The 18,608-nt window shown below is 54.9% G+C and carries 20 protein-coding genes; 1 reads left to right on the top strand and 19 read right to left on the bottom strand.

The window, feature by feature from the left end:
• Positions 1-379: 379 nt before the first annotated feature.
• Positions 380-550 (top strand): hypothetical protein, encoded by a 171-nt coding sequence (locus tag ACFMKP_RS16205; protein WP_382293133.1) that lies wholly within the window; start codon positions 380-382, stop codon positions 548-550.
• A gap of 280 nt (positions 551-830) precedes the next feature.
• Here the strand turns inward: ACFMKP_RS16205 and ACFMKP_RS16200 are convergent, their stop codons facing one another.
• The 19 genes from ACFMKP_RS16200 to ACFMKP_RS16110 form a co-directional block, all read right to left on the bottom strand.
• The gene (locus tag ACFMKP_RS16200; RefSeq protein WP_382293131.1) at positions 831-2,606 is read right to left on the bottom strand and encodes a hypothetical protein; all 1,776 of its coding nucleotides are present in this window, start codon (positions 2,604-2,606) and stop codon (positions 831-833) included.
• 25 nt (positions 2,607-2,631) lie between these two features.
• On the bottom strand, positions 2,632-4,002 hold the full coding sequence (locus ACFMKP_RS16195; RefSeq protein WP_382293129.1) for a hypothetical protein: 1,371 nt from the start codon (positions 4,000-4,002) through the stop codon (positions 2,632-2,634).
• Between the two features lie 3 nt (positions 4,003-4,005).
• The gene (locus tag ACFMKP_RS16190; protein ID WP_382293127.1) at positions 4,006-9,033 is read right to left on the bottom strand and encodes a phage tail tape measure protein; all 5,028 of its coding nucleotides are present in this window, start codon (positions 9,031-9,033) and stop codon (positions 4,006-4,008) included.
• A 106-nt stretch (positions 9,034-9,139) separates the two neighbouring features.
• On the bottom strand, positions 9,140-9,316 hold the full coding sequence (locus tag ACFMKP_RS16185; RefSeq protein ID WP_382293125.1) for a hypothetical protein: 177 nt from the start codon (positions 9,314-9,316) through the stop codon (positions 9,140-9,142).
• Positions 9,313-9,615, bottom strand: coding sequence for a hypothetical protein (locus tag ACFMKP_RS16180; RefSeq protein WP_382293123.1), 303 nt, complete (start codon positions 9,613-9,615; stop codon positions 9,313-9,315). The genes ACFMKP_RS16185 and ACFMKP_RS16180 overlap by 4 nt, the downstream gene beginning before the upstream one ends.
• A complete protein-coding gene (locus tag ACFMKP_RS16175) occupies positions 9,615-10,052 on the bottom strand; it encodes a hypothetical protein (RefSeq protein ID WP_382293121.1) in 438 nt (145 codons plus the stop codon). The genes ACFMKP_RS16180 and ACFMKP_RS16175 overlap by 1 nt, the downstream gene beginning before the upstream one ends.
• Before the next feature lie 57 nt (positions 10,053-10,109).
• Positions 10,110-10,694 (bottom strand): hypothetical protein, encoded by a 585-nt coding sequence (locus tag ACFMKP_RS16170; RefSeq protein ID WP_382293119.1) that lies wholly within the window; start codon positions 10,692-10,694, stop codon positions 10,110-10,112.
• Positions 10,676-11,149 (bottom strand): hypothetical protein, encoded by a 474-nt coding sequence (locus ACFMKP_RS16165; protein ID WP_382293117.1) that lies wholly within the window; start codon positions 11,147-11,149, stop codon positions 10,676-10,678. Before ACFMKP_RS16165 ends, ACFMKP_RS16170 begins: the two co-directional genes overlap by 19 nt.
• A gap of 2 nt (positions 11,150-11,151) precedes the next feature.
• Entirely contained in the window at positions 11,152-11,496 is a 345-nt protein-coding gene (locus ACFMKP_RS16160) for a hypothetical protein (RefSeq protein WP_382293115.1), read from the bottom strand.
• Complete coding sequence (locus tag ACFMKP_RS16155; protein ID WP_382293113.1) at positions 11,414-11,773, bottom strand: hypothetical protein; 360 nt, start codon at positions 11,771-11,773, stop codon at positions 11,414-11,416. The genes ACFMKP_RS16160 and ACFMKP_RS16155 overlap by 83 nt, the downstream gene beginning before the upstream one ends.
• Positions 11,760-12,119 carry a hypothetical protein gene (locus ACFMKP_RS16150; RefSeq protein WP_382293111.1) on the bottom strand — a complete coding sequence of 120 codons (360 nt, stop codon included), beginning with the start codon at positions 12,117-12,119 and terminating at the stop codon, positions 11,760-11,762. Before ACFMKP_RS16150 ends, ACFMKP_RS16155 begins: the two co-directional genes overlap by 14 nt.
• A gap of 3 nt (positions 12,120-12,122) precedes the next feature.
• On the bottom strand, positions 12,123-12,458 hold the full coding sequence (locus tag ACFMKP_RS16145; RefSeq protein ID WP_382293110.1) for a hypothetical protein: 336 nt from the start codon (positions 12,456-12,458) through the stop codon (positions 12,123-12,125).
• Positions 12,459-12,461: 3 nt separating this feature from the next.
• Positions 12,462-12,971 (bottom strand): hypothetical protein, encoded by a 510-nt coding sequence (locus ACFMKP_RS16140; protein ID WP_382293108.1) that lies wholly within the window; start codon positions 12,969-12,971, stop codon positions 12,462-12,464.
• Between the two features lie 5 nt (positions 12,972-12,976).
• Positions 12,977-13,294, bottom strand: coding sequence for a hypothetical protein (locus ACFMKP_RS16135; protein WP_382293106.1), 318 nt, complete (start codon positions 13,292-13,294; stop codon positions 12,977-12,979).
• A 28-nt stretch (positions 13,295-13,322) separates the two neighbouring features.
• The gene (locus ACFMKP_RS16130; protein ID WP_382293104.1) at positions 13,323-13,730 is read right to left on the bottom strand and encodes a hypothetical protein; all 408 of its coding nucleotides are present in this window, start codon (positions 13,728-13,730) and stop codon (positions 13,323-13,325) included.
• A gap of 50 nt (positions 13,731-13,780) precedes the next feature.
• Positions 13,781-15,163, bottom strand: coding sequence for a phage major capsid protein (locus ACFMKP_RS16125; RefSeq protein WP_382293102.1), 1,383 nt, complete (start codon positions 15,161-15,163; stop codon positions 13,781-13,783).
• A gap of 32 nt (positions 15,164-15,195) precedes the next feature.
• Positions 15,196-16,329, bottom strand: coding sequence for a hypothetical protein (locus ACFMKP_RS16120; protein WP_382293100.1), 1,134 nt, complete (start codon positions 16,327-16,329; stop codon positions 15,196-15,198).
• A 3-nt stretch (positions 16,330-16,332) separates the two neighbouring features.
• A complete protein-coding gene (locus tag ACFMKP_RS16115) occupies positions 16,333-18,363 on the bottom strand; it encodes a phage portal protein (RefSeq protein ID WP_382293098.1) in 2,031 nt (676 codons plus the stop codon).
• The gene (locus tag ACFMKP_RS16110) at positions 18,360-18,578 is read right to left on the bottom strand and encodes a hypothetical protein (RefSeq protein WP_382293096.1); all 219 of its coding nucleotides are present in this window, start codon (positions 18,576-18,578) and stop codon (positions 18,360-18,362) included. Before ACFMKP_RS16110 ends, ACFMKP_RS16115 begins: the two co-directional genes overlap by 4 nt.
• Positions 18,579-18,608 lie beyond the last annotated feature (30 nt).

The following is an 18,608-nucleotide window of genomic DNA, read 5'->3' as shown; positions in this document are numbered from 1 at the left end:
GTGCGGTTGCTGAATCCGACCAAGGCTGTGGGTGTGAGGACAAAACTGCTACGTCTGCGTAAGGCCCGTATGTGGGCCACCCTCACATTAATGCTATTTTAACAGTATTGTCAAGATGGTATTGACGAAGAATGTTGTTTCCGCAACCATTCCCAGCGCCCTATGTTCTATTGGATTTCTAGCCCAATTCCAATGCAGTCCTTGATCGATTCGGATACTTATTCTTTGACTAACAGTGTTGTCATTGGACGATTAGCGCACTAGCAGTACGATTAGGGACTTTTGCGGTACTGAAATGCTCATGCACCGGGAGTGCAGTGCGGAGATGGTGTTGACCAAACGGCTCTGCTAGAATCGGGATGTGAGGATTTCTTCCGAGGTGCGTATGCGTGATTCCCTGCGGCTTCTTGGCTTAATAGGTATTGCCATCGTGATCCTGATCGGCGCGTATGGGTATTTCTTTCATCCCGATCTTCCACTGCGCTGGCTACTCCTGTTTGTCCTTGTTTTCCTTGGACATCTAAGCGATTTGCTTGCGCGCAAGGAGTAGGTTGTGGTTGTCCTTGCGTCGTGTGAAGTGCGAATCCCAAGTATACGATTATGGCACGCATTCTACTTGGGTTTGGTGTTGCTCATTCAATTCCTACCCGTAAGTACCTAAAAGAACAGGAGCACTTGGGAAATGCCCAAGTGCTCCTGTTCTTTTAGGCTTCCGCGTCTGGTGTGATACGAACGCCTCGCCTATACTCGATCTGTATCTCTACACGAGCTATTAAGCGTACAGCAACGCCGATCCGATATAGATCGGCATTTCTGTTTTAGGAACTAGGCTATCGAATGCGGCGGGTGTCTTGAGCAGGGCCAATATCGGTCAGGTTGGCCAAGTAGTGCTCAACCGTGGGAATTGGCTCTTGCGGGGTAATCGTGCCCGTGCCCGCGCTGGCATCAATCGATTGCTCGGCCACAATGAACTTGCGCAGGTTGGTCTCGCTAAATGAGGCGGGCAAGTCGGTGATGGTGATCGTATCGCCTGGTTCGATTTCATCGAGCGGATACACGCCGCCCGACATATCGGTGAGACGCTGCGGCACGACATCGATCTGCGCGTTGCGATTCTTGCTATCGTTCAGCGCATAGGTGCGCGCTGCGCCTGCCAGCGACGCGTTGGTGGTATCAACCTTGACGGTTTTGCGGCGGGTGATGCCATAGAGCAACGTGGATACGCTATTCGTGCTATAGGCCGTCTGCACCAGTACGCCTTTGGCCGATTGGTAGGCTGCCCGAATGCTGTTATAGAGCTTATCGAGTGGCCGCTTCATGGTGATGTTAGTCCGGCTCGAAGCCCACGCTCGCGCATACGTGCCACGTGGCCGATAATACAATCGCCCCTCCCGATCCACGCCATACACATAGTCGGTATCAACGGCCAGATCATCGAGCAGCTTGCGGTAGCTTTCATTGATCCACGTGCGTTCCTCTTGATCTTCGCCGCTATTCACAATCAGCATTTTGGCGGCGGATAGGCCACAGTTTGGGTTCAGCGTGCGTAGGTTGGCCAACGCATCTTCAATGATTTCCTTATCGGTAATCACAATGCCTTTGACGGTACTGCCGATCGCGTGATTCTTGGTAAAGTCAGCAATAAAGGTGGTCGCGGTTTTGCTTTTCACCACGACGCTCTCGCTGTTGACTGCGCCCGTTGCGGTGGTCGTAGACTCAAACACGAGGCGTTGGCCAACGTACACATTCGCCATCGCGGCCAGGGTGACGGTGCGGTTTGCGCCAGCGGTGATCGCCGCTGTCGTGGTAACGGTGTTGACCATATTCGCGCTACTGGCAGCGACGCGCCAGTTTTTGATCCGAAAATACACGTCGCCCGTTTCGCCTGTATAGAGGGCCAATGCTGCGTCATACCACAGATCCATGCTGATAATATCGGTATCGCTGAACGCCTCGCATAATGCGCCGTTGACAATCGTGCCTGCGCCTGCACCGCTGCCGGTGATCGTGAGAATCCGCGCCAGAAAGCCAAAGGCGGCATCGCTGCGCTGAATAACGCCCGTCCAGTTGGTTGGCGCGCGAAACTCGAAATCACACTGCATCACCCGCTGCTTGCGGGTTGCCCCGCTCGGCACTTGCAGGGCCTTGCTGCCAATAAAGCCGATGCTAAACCGCTCATCCTTCTTGGGGTAGATTGATGGGCATTCGCTGCCAAACTCATGCAGCTCCTCGGCCCGATTGCTGACGCGTTCCTTGCCGACGGGGAGCCAGTTGGCATCGTCCATCGTTGACCACTGCACACATGCCTCATCATCATCAAGGCAGGCAATCAGGTTGAAGCATTCAAACAGCAGAATATTATTGGTTTCGAGTGCGGGGGTATTCACGCGAAACACGAAGCGCTTGCCGTCGCTGCGGCGCACAATCGCGTGCATGGCTGGCGGATTATCAAGGTACACGGCTGGCTCATCGGCCAAGGCACGGATGCGGAACGTAAGCGCATCAATTGAGACATCAATATCGAATGCGCGTTTGCTGAGATTGGCCACCATGGCGTTGGTGGCCGGATTCAGCAGGCTAATGGCATACTCATAGATTTTCATCATGGTACGTATACTCCTTTGCTCTCGCTTAGCGCGGAATCAATGAGGCCGTGCGGCGCTTCAAGGTGGCCGTGACCCGTGGGGCTGCGCCGCTGCCGCTGGGCATGATCTTCCATGACGTGCCGTTCGTGGTCAGGATTTTAAGGTTATGCCCCTTGCCTTTGAGGAAAATGCGAGCATCGCCCTCGCTAAACACATCGAGCGCAGCCGCCGCCGCTTGGGCATAGTTAAGCGTTGGTGTATCAGCGCTGAGATAGTTGTCATTGATTGACAGTGTGCCTTGATTGTTGTTGGGCCGTGTCACTGCGCCATAGGGAATGATCGCCGTGCGTCCTTGATCGAGGGCGACAAGAAAGATGTCGGCAATATCGAGCGTGCCAAGGCCGGTGGCAGTTGCTGTGATGCCCAACTGGAGTTCTGTCATCGCACTGGGCGAACTCAGAATGCCCAGGCTGATCACGCGTGGCGATGTACCGCTGGCTTCATCAACATGGGTATAGCGACCATAAATTGGTTGGCCGCCAAGAGTAGTGGCAATGGGCCGAATGCTAAAGCCTGCGCTCAACGAATTGTTGCGCACCTTCGCGAACACCAAGCAGCGCATGGTTTGGTTGATGGATTGCTTGGTGGTATGGACTACCTCATTGGTGCTTGGTGGGGTATAGCGCATCACATTCCCCAGCGGCGCATTATTCGCCACATCAGCAACGGAACTATAGCCTGCGCCTGTGGCCAATGGCGCGGCGTTGAATGGGAATAAGCTTTGATCTGGGCCAATGACTACGGTTCCTGCTGGAATGGTCGGCATCACTGCGGCGGTGGGCAGGTTGCTGAACGCCAAGTCAAGACTTGCGGGACTGGCGATATCGGCTGCGGTTGTGAAGCTCAGACTCGACAGCATCGCATCAGCATCACTGCTTGGACTATTTGAATTCACGACGATGCTGTTACAGAGAATCGGGCGGCGCGGAAATTCCACCTTCACATTGCGGTAAAAGCGGTTATTGGTATCGACGAGGAAATTACTCGTCAGCGTAATCCCAAAGCGCGCTGGCTCAACCGATGCCATCAGTGCATCGTAGGCTACGCCATTGTTGATCTGCTCGCGCCAGATCACGGGTGTGCTGCTCATCCCATCATTGAAATCAGCAGCATCGTCGAGGATGGCTTGCAGGGCATTTAGATTGACGCTCACTTCATCTTCATCAACGCCGCCAATAGCAACCTCAAAGGATTCAACGGTATCGAGATACGGCTCGCCACTGCCTGGGTTGCGTTCGGGGATGGGTGGCTGCCAGCGGTTTTGTTCCATGCGATATTTCCAATTGACCGACTGATCGTTCAAATTGAGCACAAGTGGCACTTCTGCTTGTTTGATAATCCAAAATCCATGAGCCATGGGTTATTTCCTCCGGTAGGTTTGTTGCTTGATGCGGGCCTTCCCTGCAATCTGTTTTGATCCCTCGTTTAAGCCTTGGCGGGCCGCTTCGCGCACGCCTTGGCTATCCGTCGCGGTGAAGTATTGGTTAATGGTGTAGTTTTCGGTTGTCGTGGCCGCTGCGGGCATGGATGGTTGGAAGCCATGCATCCGTGCAGGCATGCGGGTGAGGCTGCTTGGGAGGTGCAGTGCGCTTTGCATGGGGGTTAACAGGTCGCGCATCGTTTGCGCGGCTGGCGTGACCTTCAGTCCAGCAGGCACATCAAACAAGCCCGGCCCAGCCAGCACGTCAATGCCGTTGCCCGTGACCCGTTCAAGGCCTTCCTCACCCATCACCGTCAGACCACCACGCGTAATCCCCCCTTTCGCCATATAGGCAATGTGGCCAATGGCCGTGCCTGGATTGACCATATTTAAGCCGTCAATGACGGTGTTGATGCCCGAAATAATCGGATTGATGATGCGCGCAACAAACGAGCGTAGATTGCTCAGGCCGCTTGAAACCGCATCGCTAATCCCGTTGGCAATGCCACTGCCGATCTCCTTGGCCTTCGTCAAGGCTTTGCCAGCGGTATCGCTGATCCAGCCGCTAATGGCATCCCAGACTTCGCCCAACTTGCCGCCGATAACCGGCAATACGTCGGTGCTAATCCAGTTAATAAAGGCCAAGCCAATCGCGGCCAGTTTGGGGGCAATACCCTCCAGCACGCCCGCAAGGAAGTTGTAGATGGATTCAGCGATTTTGAGTAACGTGCCAGGTAGCCCAGGTAACACATCGGTGATAATCCAGCCGATAAATTTCGCGCCAAGCTCGGCGAGGTTGGCAACCACGCCAGGAATAGCCTCAATAATGAATCCCAAGAGCTTGCCAAGGAATTCGCCAAGGTTGCCTGCTAATCCGGGGAGTGCATCAATCACCCAGCCGATAATCGAGGCTCCCCAGCCTGCGAGCTGTGCTACCAAATTGGGCACGTTCTCTACAATGAAGTTGAAGAGCTTGCCAATAAACTCGGCTAAGCCATCGAGCAACGGCGGAATGGCCGCCACGACCCACTCGAAGATTGCTTTGCTCCAACCAACAAGCGTGGTTACGACTTGTGGCAACTCGGCAGCGAGCCAATTCAGCAACCCACCAATAAAGGTATTGAGTGCGCCGAATAAGCCTGGAATCGCATCGAGCACCCATTGACCCAGCTGCGCCGTCCAGCCTTCAAGCGCGGCTTTTAATTCCGGTGATTGATTGAGCAGCAGCGCAATGGCTGCACCAATTGCTACAAACGGCGCAACCGCTGCGAGCAATGGCCCAAGCAATCCGCCTAGCGCGCTACCCACACCTGCTAAGGGGCCAAGCAGCGCACCCAGTGGGCTAACCAGCCGTGTGACCCAGCCAAAGAGCGAGGAGAATGGCCCAAGAAGTTTCGATAGCCCTGCGCCGATAGGTCCAAGCACCTTCGTTATTGCCGCACCAATGGGGGCTAGCACGCCGACAATCCACGTACTGAAGGTGGTAAAGCCGCCAATGATCAGGTCAATAATCCCCGCCACGTTGAGCGCAAATCCCTTGAAGGTTTTGATAAAAACGAGGAACAGATCATCGAGCGCGCCAAGCAGCGGCTTGAATGCACCGCCGATTTTGGCGAACATCGTGGTAATGCCGGGGTTTGGCCCAGCGAAGGCCAGCGCCAAGCCACCCCAGAGGGCCGTTGCGGCAGGGGCAAAGCTGATTGCGCCAAAAATGGTCGTTAATCCGGCAAGGATTTTGCCTGGCAGGGTATCGAAGACCTTCGACCAATTGATGGTGCCCAGCTTGGCAAAGCCCGCTTTGAGTGCATCGCCAATGATGCCGCCCACGCCGGATACACCTGCGGCAATCGCACCAAGCAAGCCCTTTTCAGCGAGCGCCGTTTTGACATCGCTGATTAGCACCACGATTCGGGGTAATAGGCCAGCCTGAAATTGCTCGCCCCACTGTGCGCCAAGCTCGCGCAATGGCCCCATCACATTGCCAAGCGATACGAGTATGCCTTGCAGCGCGGTTGAGAACGGATTTTCTTTGACGAAGCCGACGGCGGCATCGAGCGCTTCAAGCTGCCGATCCTTGAAATTAACAAAGGATTGCGCGGTATCGGTGACGGTTTTCTGAATATCCTCAATCGGCTTGGGAATAGCTCCCGCTGCACCCTTGAGATCCGCCAATTGCCCGCTGAGATTGCCCACGCCACCCGCTGCACACTTGGCCGCGCCGCCTGCACCCTCGGTTGCTTTGGCACTGGCTTTCTGTTCGCGTTGGTACTGTTGCTCCACGCTGTTCAGCTGCGTGCGAATGCGCCAATACTCAGATGATCCTTTTTCGGCCCCTTCCAATTCCTTCTGCAGGATGCCAATTTTGCCCGCCGTATCCGCCGTGGCATACTGGTAATCGCGCTCGGCTTTGGCCGCATCGGCGTTCTTTTTCTCAACCTCGGCTAAAGCCTTTTCACGCTCCTTTTCGACCTTGACAATCTCTTTTTGGATTTTGTTGTACTCTTCAGAGCCGACGGCGTATTGGCTCTGCTCAGCCTTCAGGCTGGCAAGCTTGGTTTCAGTATCAGCCAGCGACAACTCATAGTCGCGTTGCGATTCAGCGCTGGCTTCGACCTCGCGTTGATATTGCTGCTCGGTGCTCGTAATTTGGGTTTTGAGCCGCCAATACTCGGCATCAGCCTCGGTATATTTGGATTGCTCCTCACGCAGCAGCGCGATTTTGCCAGCCGTATCGGCGGTTGCAAACTGATACTCCCGTTGGGCTTTTACTGCGGCTTCGGCTTTCTTGGCCGCATCGTCCATGGCCGCGCCACCGCCACCCCCGCCTCCTGCACTTGCTGCTTTACTCAACAGATCAATCTGGCGTTGAATCAGATCGTTGTGCCGTTGTTGGGCCTTGATCTGCTGGTTTTGCAGGCTAATATCTGCCTCCAGCACGCTCTTGGCTTTCGTGGCCGCATCAAGTTTGGCTTGCGCAGCGGATTGCTCCGCGCCTTGGGATTTCTTGGTGTCGCGAATCTTCTTTTCGAGATTCAGCGCTTGCAGCTCCAGCGCTGCGGCTTGGCGTTCGGCCTCGTCACCACCGGTGCTGTTGATGAGTTCTTGCAACTGCGCGGCCCGCTGCGCATCACGCACATCAGCTTGCTGATCGCGAATCGCCTGAAGCTGCGCATCGAGCGGCGACAGAATCACGTTGTATTTCTCGGTGATGCTGTTCAGCTCGCTCTGGGCGGCAGCCGCGTCGCGGTTGGCCTGCTCTATCGCCACCATCGAGCGAAACATGCGATCAACCTGATCGCCTGCGGCTCCGGCACTGCTGCGCACGGCGGCAAACGCACGCTCTGAGACGGTTCCCGTGGTACGCAATTCGTCAATGGCTGCGGCCACAGCTGTTTGCGAGCCAAGCAGCATCGGGATCATGCCGTCTTCCGGCAGCACGTCCGTATCGACCATCGACTTCAGCAGCGATTCAATCGTTGACCCGATTTGGTCAAAAATCTGGTAATCGACCTCGCCCCAGCCATCCATCCAAACTTGGGCTGTTTCCGTTCCCCAGGTGTCGATATCCGGCAGGATTTTTGGCGGCGAATGTGGCTCCAGCCAGTAGGTGATCATGCTGGCAATTGAATTGAGCGCCTGCATCACATAGCTGGCAGCACTCAAAATCCCGTTGGCCAACTGTTCGCCAATGTTGCGGCCATAGTTCACTGCGGATTGAGCCAAGTCGATAAACACGCCAAAGGCGGCTTGTGCGCCGTTCGCAAAGGCGGCGAAGTAGGGGCTAACAAACTGAATCGCTGTGCCAATCGCATCAAACACGCCCAGCACGATGCTGCTGATTTGCGGCATATGCGCCTGCACCCAATCGGCAAAGAGGGCAAAGGTTGGTGCTAGCCGCTCAGCAACATCAAGCAGCAAGGTCGATAGCGACGCTTTGATATAGTCAATCGAGCGACCAATACCCTGATCCATGACCTGAAAGGCGCGCTCGGTTGCACCGGAGCTATTGGCCATTTGATCGAGCGCTGCGGTGAATGATTGCGTATTGCGCCCCGTCAGAGCGAGCGCTGCGCCACCCGCTTCTACACTCCCAAACAGATCATTGATGCCGACCTTGTTTTGGCGCGCCGCTTCTTCCATCAGGATCAAGGCATCCTGAAGATTGTGGCCTTGGGCAATAAAGTCTTTGAATCCAACCCCAGCGATTTGCTTGAAGGTTTCGGCAGCCTCGCCACCGGATTGGGATAATTCAACCAAGAGTTGACGCAGCTGCGTGGTGCTGACGCTTGTGGGTACGCCCATCGCGGTCATGGACGCAATGGCCGCTGTCACATCGCTAAAGGAGATGCCCAGCGCTTGAGCATTGGGAATCACGTTATAGAGCGAATTCGAGAGGTCAGCAACGGATGTTTTGCCATAGGCGACAGCGGTAAACATCTGATCGCTGGCATCCTGCACGCTCAACACGTCCGCGCCGTAGGCATTGACGACGCTGGTCAGGCCGTCCACCGTGGTCTTGGTATCCGTCACCCCGCCAATGGCTGCTTTTTGGGCCACGGCCAAGAAATCAAACACATTGCCTTCGGGCACACCACTGGAAAGCGCTTCATAGAGGGCTGGAACAACATCCTTGGGCAACACGCCAAAGTCGGTAGCAAAATCCTTGACTTGGCTTGACATCGCGCTCATCGCCTGCTGCGAGGTATCGGGCAGCAAGGTGAACACTTCTTGGATTTGGCGCTCAAAGCCAATAAACGAGGTCATGGCCGATGCAGTAACGCCTGCAATGGCCGTGGTAATGGCAGCGCCCGCGAGCACCACACCGGATTTCAGCGTGCTGGCAATGGTTCCGCCGATGGACGTAAAGCCACGCTCGGCGATGCCATGGGCTTCCTCAATCCCGCTGTGTAACCCATCTAAATTAATTTCGGTGCCAAGGGCGGCACTGCCTAAAGAGAATTCTGCCATCGCACACTACCCCGTTGGGGATAAACACATGGGCACGGGATAGTGGCGATGTGCGGGTTTGCCATGGGCGCATGGTGCGGCGATGGCAGCTACTTAACCGATTGGGTTATTGCGTTCGGGTTCCGCGTTGGTTGAACCATTCGCGGGCTTTGGTTGGGCTGTGTTCGATCACGGCCATAGGCGTGCGCGCTGTGCGCTTCGGATCAAGATACATTTTCTTGATTGCATTGGCCATCGCCAACAACGATCGATAGAGTATCGTCCAGAACAATTTCTCGTTCATGCGGGTTCCTTTGTTTTGATGCGCATCCCCATGGATGCAAACCATTCCTCGGCTTTCGCCGGATTGATTTCTTCTTTCTCCATCGGCTGCGCAATCGGTCGTGCCTCGGTAAAGGCCACGTTGCGCAACTGGCGAATCTTCTCGCGATAGTCGGAGCGCTTCAGGTGTGGCGCAGTCGCGACATCGATGCCGACCAGTTGGTCGCCTGCATCGAGTGCAGGCATTTGGCGTGACAGAATGTCAATTTGCCAAATGGGTAACTCGAAAAAGCGATCAGGGTCGATGTTGTAAAAACGCACTATCCGCGCGAAGATTTTTTCCGGATCGGCTTCGTGACCAGTGTCGTTCCCACTGCCGTCTCCGGTGCTTTCACTTTTGGGGCGGTTTCTTCCCTCCACCAGTTCATAAATTGCAGCTTTTCAACCAATGACATGTGTTGGCAGACCTTGGTTGTCACCTTTGGCACAACGGCCTTGATGAATGAATTCAGAAGTTTTTCGAATTGCTGATTGGCATGCTCGTACTCGGTTTCATGCTCATCATCTTCGACTTCCACATCGGCAAGCGCGGCTAATTCCGCTTGATGGGCTGCGATTTGCGTCTGCAAGCGATCGATGATTGCCAAACTGCGCAACCCAAATTGGTTGGGCCGTAAGACATCGTATTTGTTGCCATCGTAGTCGCTAAAGACCAATGGTTCTGGTGCAAGATTGAGCAGCGTAAATTCTTTTGGCATGAGAAACTCCTTATGAGCTATCGGGGCGGATCATCACCGCCCCGATACAACAATCAATTAGTTAATTTGAACAGTACCCCAACCCATTTTGTCGTCGTCGCTCGCCTGAGCGTCGTCTTCTAAGGTCATAAATTCGCATTCCAACTCAGCGCGGGTTGCCTTACCACGGGCAGGGGCCGGATTGCCCGATTGCACGCAGCGGGGGATATAGTTTTGACCTGGGTACAGCCCGTAAGGGCTATCGGCTGCCCCGCGCAACAGGAGCGCATATTCGGTTGGGGTTGCGCCCCGCTTGAAGCCCAACCGCTTGACGTTGGCCGACCCACTGGTGCCGGTAGCAATCCGGCCAACGTTATTGATAATACGGGCATATTTTTCATAGGTCATATCGACCACGGTGAATGAAACCAGCAAATCTTCTTCGGGTCGTGTGACCTTGACAGGCGCTTGGTGATCATTGTCGCGAAACACCTCCAGATCACCGGAGTGCTCGATGGTTTGATCGCCGGTAGTTGGGCCAAGCTTGTACCACGTTACGGGTACCGCCGCATCGATAGCAGGCTCTGCCGTGCCATAGGGTGCGACATACACATCAACTGGGCCAACCAGTTGGGCATACGGACTCATTGCAGTTCCAGCCATTCTTGATACTCCTCAAGGGCATATTCATGGATACGGTAGCGGGCATAGCCCACCACCATATCAATCGACAAATCAGGATCAACGGTCGTAAACGGCGATGCGTCCATGACAAGGGAATAGATCAGCGCCGTGCCGTTGCTGGTATTGGCCGTGGTACGGCCAGTGATGTCGCGCATTAAGTGGATCAGGCTGTTATAGACCGTCCGCGCCGCTGCGGGGGTTGCGCCATAACAGCGCAGCTCCACGCGGCCCACATGATCACCAATGTCGATATCCGGTGTTGTACCCGGATCGTCTTTGGCGACAATGCAGTATTCCCCCGTTTTCCATGCATTCGGGCTGCCCGCTTGAGCAAACTTGTGCTTGCCAGCGACGCGATCTCCAACCACCGCGCGAACGTTAGTGTTATCGCTGAACAGTTTCAGAATGGCAGCAATGGGATCAATCATCGGCATCGTTATTTCCTCATGTGGTGGTGGATGATATCGAGCACGCTCGGAATGGTCTTGTGTAAGCCTTTGGTCAAATATTCATATTTGCGATGGATCACCCGCGCGTAGGCACTTACATCGCCTTTGGTTGTGCCAATTCCGCCAATGATGCGCCGCCCACGGGTAACGGCGGGAATGGCGGCAATCGATCGTCGCAGCGCACCCGTGCGCACGCCGTGGCCCGGGTAGAGTTCAGCCTTGGCGTGGCGCTCAGCGGTGCGGTCAATTTCATTCAGTGCCGCTGTGGCTCGGTTGGTCACTTGGCGTAGCGTTTGCTCGCCGCGCCAATCGAGCTTTACCCGCTTGCGCATCAGCAGTTCCTTCTGGTTTTGGTTCCGGCGTTGGCTCAGGGTCAGGTTCTGGACTTGGCGCTGGTTCAGGATCGGGCACTGGCTCTGGCGTTGGTTCGGGATCAGGCTGCGGCGCTGGTTCCGGCGTTGGCTCAGGAGGCAGTGCTTCTTCAACTAATGCTTCGATCTGATCAGCCGCAATAAACACGCGGCCCCGAATACTGATCGCATTACCAGTTGAAAGTAACCAATCAATGGTAGGGCGTTCAACCTCGGTAGGTCGTTCAACTTCGGTCATGGAAATACTCCACAGTACAGGTGATATGGCGCTGGCTCTTGGCGCGGCGTGGTTTGATCTGGTCAATCCGGTACACGCCAGGTGTGGCAACGCCATCAATCACAAGATTCACAACTTGATCGCCGTGTTTAATATCCGTGCCTGCACGCAGCATCAGCGCATAGGTCGTGATCACGGCGCGTTCGGCTTCATCAGTCCGCTGCACACGCTCTTCTTTGATCACAAGGCGGCATACCACATCGGTTAAATGGGTCTTCCACGTGAGGATGTCGGTGTTGTAATCATCGCTGCGATATTCGGCTCGCTGAATATCACAACAATGATTGAGGTGTGCATCAATTGCCATAAGTTAGACTCGCAAGCTATGCAGCGTTGCCGCTGCGCTGAAGGTGACTTGAATGGTGCCATCAGCCTGATTGAAGAGCGTGGTTGGAAATGGGCCAATAGCTTGTTGTTTATTTGCGCCAACGGTCGCGGTGGCATCAGCGATTGCCAAACCGCTCATCGTGCCTGGTGTTTGCACCGTCACGGTGCAGCCTGGGGTTGACGTAACGAGTAAGACGACGCGGCCATTATTCGGAATAAAATAGGTGTCAGTTACCCCAACAACGAGGCCGTTATCAGTAATATTTTGCCCATTGGAACTCCAACGGGCATCGTAGACAGTGACGGGAACGTTTGCCATTGTTTAGACTCCTGTAAAGACTAAGGTTCGATAGATGCGATTGCGTTCACGCTCCCAATCAGGAGCTTCGTAGCTATATTCTTGGGCCACCGATTCGCGCACCATGGCCGTGCGCTCAATCGCGCCTCGGACAAGCTCAATCGTGGCTGCTTTGCGTTGTGGACGATCATCAGCAGGCACATAGACCACCCGCACCCGCGCACCCCAGCGGACGTACAGCCGTTCAATGCGTCCGCCATCCTCCCAAATCTCGTACAAATCGCTGGCAACAGGGGCATAGGCTCCGGTGTCGCGATCCTCAACACTGGCCACGCTCGCAATGCGATGCGGCAGATAGATGTTGGTTGCGCTGCCGCGCACTACCTTGGTGATGCTGGCAATGCCATCGTTCGGCGCGCCAATGCGGCCAATCATGATCGCTTCTTCACGGTCAATCACGGCCTGAAGGTCGGCATTGTCCATGCCCGTTGTAACCACCGCGCGAAGCTCGGCCAGTGTTAAGAGACTTGCCATTGGTCTTACTCCATTGCTTTTTTCTTGCCTTTTGGTTCCGATGCCTGGTTGTCAGGCGCTTGGCCTTGGCCTTGCTGCGGATCGGGCGGGGGTTGACCTGCCGGATCAATGATTGGCTGACCCGCTGGCGCTTGAGCGAGCTGACGGTGCAGCGCTGCCATTTTTTCTTCAATGGCTTCAAGCTCGGATAAGTTCACGAATGAATCGGGTGAATCGTTCAGCAGGTGTTGGCCAACTTTCTCGTCAACCTCAAACACATCGCCTTCGGCATACGTGACCTTCAGTGGCTTGTTGCTATAGGCGCTGGTACATTCGAGTTTCAAAATTGAATCTCCTTCATTCGTACCAGTACTAGGCTGGTAGCAATTTGCCAATCAACACGGCATCAAGGTCAGCCGTTACGGGCGCATAGGCTCCGTTGGTTGTAACCGACACGCCAACCAACACCCCTGCATTGATCGGTGCGGCATCGACGCGCTTCACGCCGACGGCGTATTGCACCGTGTCACTCAGCACAGCGGTTGGGCCATTCCCAATCACGCCGCCCGCTGTTACCGCAAACGTGGCGGTTCCGGCTGTCAAGTCGGCGTTACTCCCGCCGCTTAAGCAGATGGGATGAAACTGATAGCCTGGGGGAACCTTGAAGCCCGTTGTTCCCTGTGGGAACGTCAGTGCGGTCGTGGCACTGGCTGCGGGGTTGGCGATGCTGAAGATCAAGGTCACATCTATGCCATCATTGCGATCTAATTCATTTGCCATAACTACCTCAAAACTAGGCATAGCCCCACCTGCGCAGGGCTATTGATTGTTTAGACCGCGATATTGCGAGCGCCAGCGGTGTGCTTGTTGGTCGAGCGGGTGCCATGGGCTGCGACGGCTTGGCGGAAGCTGCTGACCATGATGTAGGTGCGGCTACGAATATCGCGATCCACTTCGATCAAGAGGTCGCGCATAAAGCCAACCGCCCACATGCTGCGGTTCATCACACTAAAGCCACCCAAGGTGTTGCTGGCGGCGTTTGCGGATTGCTTGCCATCAGCTTCAGCTTTGTTGTAGGACTCGCTGAGCACAATCGGCACACCGCGATAGGAGCCTAATTGCCCGGTCAACACGACGGCACTGGGGCCGAATTTATCAAGCGTGGTCACGGTATCCAATTTCAAGAACCCACCTAAGTAGGTGCTGACATCAGTGATTAAGGCCAACTTATTGGGGTCAGTGGCATATTTACCCATGCGACCAAGCGCTGCCGTGATATCAGCATCAGCCAGTGCATCGCCGCCAGCATCGACGGTTTGCCCAGCATTATCGACAAGGTGCTGGTGGCGAATCCCATCTTGGCCTTCGGTCAAGTAGTAGCTATCAACATCTGGCGTGGCATCATCGCTATTGATGTTGCCGCTGCTCGCCAAGGTGCTATCTGCATTCAAGGCAAAGGCATCCATGGCCTCGCCACCAGACAGCGCCAAGTTGGTGCGCATGGCTGGCATCAGCGCCACTACGGCATCTTCGTTGAAGGTGTATGACCATTCCTGATCAGCAACAATTTCGGTCGCGGTCAGCGTGACCTTATTGGTGCTTGAATCTTCGGTGGTAGTGCGCGTGCGCTCGCGACCTTTGCGCCACGTTGGGCGGCCAAGCCCTAAGGGCAAATCAAAGGGGCTGCTGGTCATATTGACTTGCTGCATGAGACCAATCACGCGCGATGCCAAATACATGTCATCCCACAATTGATTGGCCATATCAGTTGGCACCAGCTCAGCGCCCGTCCCTACCCCTTCGGCGGTCATGGCTTTGACAGCGAGGGCTAAATCATCAGATGGTTTCGCCACCCGTTCAGGCATCGCCGCGTGCGCACCGCGCAAGAGGTTATAGGACATCCACAGGTCAATTGCTTTAATCTTGGTTGCGCCATGGCGGCTACTGCCGTCGCGCTCGAAGTTTTTGAGCATGCCGTGGTAGCGGTTGCTCTTCGATAGCACTTCGCCGTTGGGGCCAACCAACGCGCCAGGCACACGCCGATCAGGGGCTTCGTCCAGCTTTTGCTGGGCTTGCATATCGGTCAAGGCCTTGAATTGGGTTGCAAACTCAGCCTTGAGTTTTTCGGAATCGATCAACCCGCCTTCGCGGATTGCATTGGACAATTGGGCGATTTCGCCTACCAGTGTTTCAAATTCGGCTTGACTTGCCATGGATATACCTCAATAGAAAAAGTGTTGCTTGCTTAGCGTTTGATGACGGTCTTGAACTCGGCGATCACCTCGCGAATGTTGGTTTTGTCGATGTCGATCACCTCCTCGGGTGCTGGTTGCGTTTTGGTCGTTACCGCTTCGTCAGCCTCGGCCTTGGTTTCATCGCTGCCACAGGCTGCGCCCAGTGCGCACGCGGTATCGTGCATTTGCTGAACGAGATTCATATCCTTGGTACTGTGCCGTGCTCCGGCCTTGCCAATGACCTGAAGCATCGAGCGCTCAATGGTCGTCATGGTGGTGCTGATTTCAGGCCACTCGCGATCCACTTCAACCCACTCATTGCGTGGTTGAACGTTGACCAACCCAGCGTCAATGGTGAAATCAACGCGGTAGAAGGCAAGGCCAATACAGGCAATTGCGTGATCCTCGTAGACTGCCGCCACGTGGCGACGCACGCCGTCATAGTGGTAATAGCCATCGCTATCGCGATCCCACAACACGCGATAAATCGCGGTGCTGACTTCCTCAACCAAGCGATCGAGGCTGATACTTTTCTGAATCACGCCGCCGCTATCAACAGCAGAGATGGATGGGTGGATAGGTGCTTTTACCAGCATGCGGTCAAGTCCTCCATAGAAACGGCGTACAACCTCAGCTGGCTGGTGCACGCCTAATTGGCGTAGGGCATCGGGATTCATCGGAATGGGCACGAGTGACCACTCCACAAATTCCCACGATGGAAAAATGAAGCCACCGCTGGAATTCGCTTTATAGGTCAGTGGCCGCATACCGATGCTGGCACAACGCACCCAACCGCCCGTCCATTGCAGCAGGATGATGGTTTGCGGGTCATACTCATTGGCCGCTGGGCGTAACTCGAATTTGATATCGATATGCTCTTTGGAGTGATCGATCACGAGTGAGCGGCCAACGGTTGACCATGGCTCGGCATAGTTGTGCATCCACATCACAACAGGGTTAAGCACATAGTTGTCGAGCACGGCCCCACTGGGTGGAATAATGTCGTTTTCACGGTCGAGTCGGGCGGTGTTGACCCGAATCGTGCCGCCTGGCGTTTCACCTTCGTCCGCTTTCTGAATCACATCAAAAGTGAAGGTTTTGCGAATGACTGGCGCATCGGGGCCAGCCTTGATGATGCGAGCCATGACCTATCCTTTCGATTCAACCGGCGCAAAGGCGCGGGTACAGTTGGGATGTTCAAGGAGCTTTTTCTGTGCGTCCTTGAGTGACCATTTTTGGCCGTTTGCGATGCGACAGGCCGAATCAGGATCGTCTTGGCCGTTGTCGAAAACTTCCACCTCCTTAATGCCAGCATCCTTATAGCGGGCCAACGTGCAGATGTTTTGGGCCGTCCCCAGCTCCGTGCGAGCAATCGTGCGCGCGCGGTTTTTGTAGGTTTCCTGAATCAAGGCCTTGATGCCTGGCTGGTTTTCGTCGCCTTTGATTAATTGACTGATCGTCCAACCCTGCTCGGTCGCATATTTCAGCAGCGCTTGCAAGGCCGTCTTGGTCGTTTCGTCAATCATGCGCACTTGCTCGCCTGCTTGGTCGAGCGCTGCGACGACTGCCGCGTTATCGGCATCAAATTCAACCGTTAGGCCTAAGGCCTTATTCCACGTCTCCCAGCTGGCTTGGCAGATTTGTAGATAGAAGCTGCCAACAATGTCACCAAGCTTGGTCACATCGTCGTCCGTGATCAGCACATCAAGGTCAGGCACCGCCTTTTTGGTAATGGCCTTGTGCCAAAATCGCGCGAATTTGTTCGCTCGCGCACGGGCCACCACACTGTTGGCCAACTCCTCAAAATAGCCTTCAATCGCCGCTTCCATGTCCGCCGCAACCTGCTTGCGAATCCGCTGGAGTGCGCGGCCTGTACGGGCAGCGCTCGGCTTCTGGGCTCTGGCTAAGACCTCAACCCCTTTTGTTTGGGGTGCTGGCAGCGGAGCGCTCATTTCATCAGCCGGAATCAGATTGGATGGTAGATAGCCCACATCACCGCCTGGAATTGCGCCAATCCCAAGACTGAGCGATTGATCAACGGTATTGAAGGGCACGCCCATATTGAAAAACTTGGTTGCCCGTTCGAGGAGCGCATCGTCGTCTTGCTGGAGTGCGCTCACGTCGCTTACATCGGTTTCTACCCGTTCGCCCTTGTTCAGCAGCGGCATGGTGTAGGTGAAATGCTTGGTGTAGACCGAATCGCGTCGCCCAATGTAGGGCTTGAGTGTGACCCGCCACAGCAAGCGCTCGGCCATTTTCAGGTTGTCATACGTATCTTTGCCATAGCCCATGATCTCGTCTGGAATGCCAAACAAGCCGCCAATTTCATCACGGGCAAAGCGCCGTTGCTCAACCCATTCCATATCCTTCGGTGCCCAGCTATAGGGCACGACGGTGGTTTCATCGTCGAGCATCAGCGGGCGGCCCGTACCATGCTTATCCATGATCTGCTGCTCAAGGCGCTCTTTTTCACCATCAGTCAAGAACTTCTTGGTCGTTACGGCATACTCTGGCTTGGCTCCAGTGGTCACAATGCTTTCATTCCAGCGTTGGCCCGCAACATCGAGCTTCACGCCTGTGCGTAATGCGCCAAGCACCGTAATGCCACGCCACACATTGCGCGGGTTATAAAAGCGATCAAACACCATATGACTGGCAGGGACGCGGATTGGGTCAGCGTCTTGGCCATAAAACACAAATTCAGCGATGCGCGGGTAGTTGAGCCGTGCATAATCAGGCAGAATCCACAACCGATCAGGCCGTCGATTCCACATTTCAATGACCTTCGTTTTGGCCTTGTTCGTGACCAATTCGACCGGATTTTCACCACCAAGAATCAAGTGAATAAAATATTGTTGCCAGTGTTGGCTTGGCGTGGTTGTATCGTTGATATAGCCAAACAGATCATTGAGCGGGTGCGATTTCAGTGGCTTGCCATTACTATCGACGACACGCACGGGCAGCGGAGCCAGCGACTCAACAAGCACGTTGACGGCTTTGCGCACCCACACATAACTGTTGTAGATGCCCGCAAACTCCATGTAATTGTCGATTTCATAGAGCGAATCGCCCGTTCGCGCACTACTAAACACATGCTCAATGCCGTGCAGATGCGGGAGGTATTTACTTGCTTTTCGGATCGCAGCGACACGCTGCTTGATTGCCTCAACAAACTTCATAGTCGGCCCTTCCGATAGCCTTCAACTACCGCCGCGATCACCCAAACGAACACCGACACCACTACCCCAACCAACCAACCCAGCACAAAGGGAATGACCAACAACACGATAGGTGCGCTTTCACGCAGCCAGCGCCAAAGCAGCTGCACCCACACCACAACCATGGCAATGGATTCGATACAAAAGAGTTTGATTGTGGCAGTGGCGTGCTTCATGGATTCCTCCACTTGGGAATTTTCCAAGTG

Source organism: Herpetosiphon sp. NSE202, from assembly GCF_042688385.1.
Classification (GTDB): domain Bacteria; phylum Chloroflexota; class Chloroflexia; order Chloroflexales; family Herpetosiphonaceae; genus Herpetosiphon.
Note: the sequence above shows the minus strand (reverse complement) of the source record. Positions and strands in the feature narration are given on the sequence as shown.

What these genes read in the sequence shown, in the direction of transcription:
- ACFMKP_RS16200 (WP_382293131.1), bottom strand. Translation starts at nt 2,606, where the DNA reads ATGATGAAAATCTATGAGTATGCCATTAGCCTGCTGAATCCGGCCACC.
- ACFMKP_RS16195 (WP_382293129.1), bottom strand. Translation starts at nt 4,002, where the DNA reads ATGGCTCATGGATTTTGGATTATCAAACAAGCAGAAGTGCCACTTGTG.
- ACFMKP_RS16190 (WP_382293127.1), bottom strand. Translation starts at nt 9,033, where the DNA reads ATGGCAGAATTCTCTTTAGGCAGTGCCGCCCTTGGCACCGAAATTAAT.
- ACFMKP_RS16185 (WP_382293125.1), bottom strand. Translation starts at nt 9,316, where the DNA reads ATGAACGAGAAATTGTTCTGGACGATACTCTATCGATCGTTGTTGGCG.
- ACFMKP_RS16175 (WP_382293121.1), bottom strand. Translation starts at nt 10,052, where the DNA reads ATGCCAAAAGAATTTACGCTGCTCAATCTTGCACCAGAACCATTGGTC.
- ACFMKP_RS16170 (WP_382293119.1), bottom strand. Translation starts at nt 10,694, where the DNA reads ATGGCTGGAACTGCAATGAGTCCGTATGCCCAACTGGTTGGCCCAGTT.
- ACFMKP_RS16165 (WP_382293117.1), bottom strand. Translation starts at nt 11,149, where the DNA reads ATGCCGATGATTGATCCCATTGCTGCCATTCTGAAACTGTTCAGCGAT.
- ACFMKP_RS16160 (WP_382293115.1), bottom strand. Translation starts at nt 11,496, where the DNA reads ATGCGCAAGCGGGTAAAGCTCGATTGGCGCGGCGAGCAAACGCTACGC.
- ACFMKP_RS16155 (WP_382293113.1), bottom strand. Translation starts at nt 11,773, where the DNA reads ATGACCGAAGTTGAACGACCTACCGAGGTTGAACGCCCTACCATTGAT.
- ACFMKP_RS16150 (WP_382293111.1), bottom strand. Translation starts at nt 12,119, where the DNA reads ATGGCAATTGATGCACACCTCAATCATTGTTGTGATATTCAGCGAGCC.
- ACFMKP_RS16145 (WP_382293110.1), bottom strand. Translation starts at nt 12,458, where the DNA reads ATGGCAAACGTTCCCGTCACTGTCTACGATGCCCGTTGGAGTTCCAAT.
- ACFMKP_RS16140 (WP_382293108.1), bottom strand. Translation starts at nt 12,971, where the DNA reads ATGGCAAGTCTCTTAACACTGGCCGAGCTTCGCGCGGTGGTTACAACG.
- ACFMKP_RS16130 (WP_382293104.1), bottom strand. Translation starts at nt 13,730, where the DNA reads ATGGCAAATGAATTAGATCGCAATGATGGCATAGATGTGACCTTGATC.
- ACFMKP_RS16125 (WP_382293102.1), bottom strand. Translation starts at nt 15,163, where the DNA reads ATGGCAAGTCAAGCCGAATTTGAAACACTGGTAGGCGAAATCGCCCAA.
- ACFMKP_RS16120 (WP_382293100.1), bottom strand. Translation starts at nt 16,329, where the DNA reads ATGGCTCGCATCATCAAGGCTGGCCCCGATGCGCCAGTCATTCGCAAA.
- ACFMKP_RS16115 (WP_382293098.1), bottom strand. Translation starts at nt 18,363, where the DNA reads ATGAAGTTTGTTGAGGCAATCAAGCAGCGTGTCGCTGCGATCCGAAAA.
- ACFMKP_RS16110 (WP_382293096.1), bottom strand. Translation starts at nt 18,578, where the DNA reads ATGAAGCACGCCACTGCCACAATCAAACTCTTTTGTATCGAATCCATT.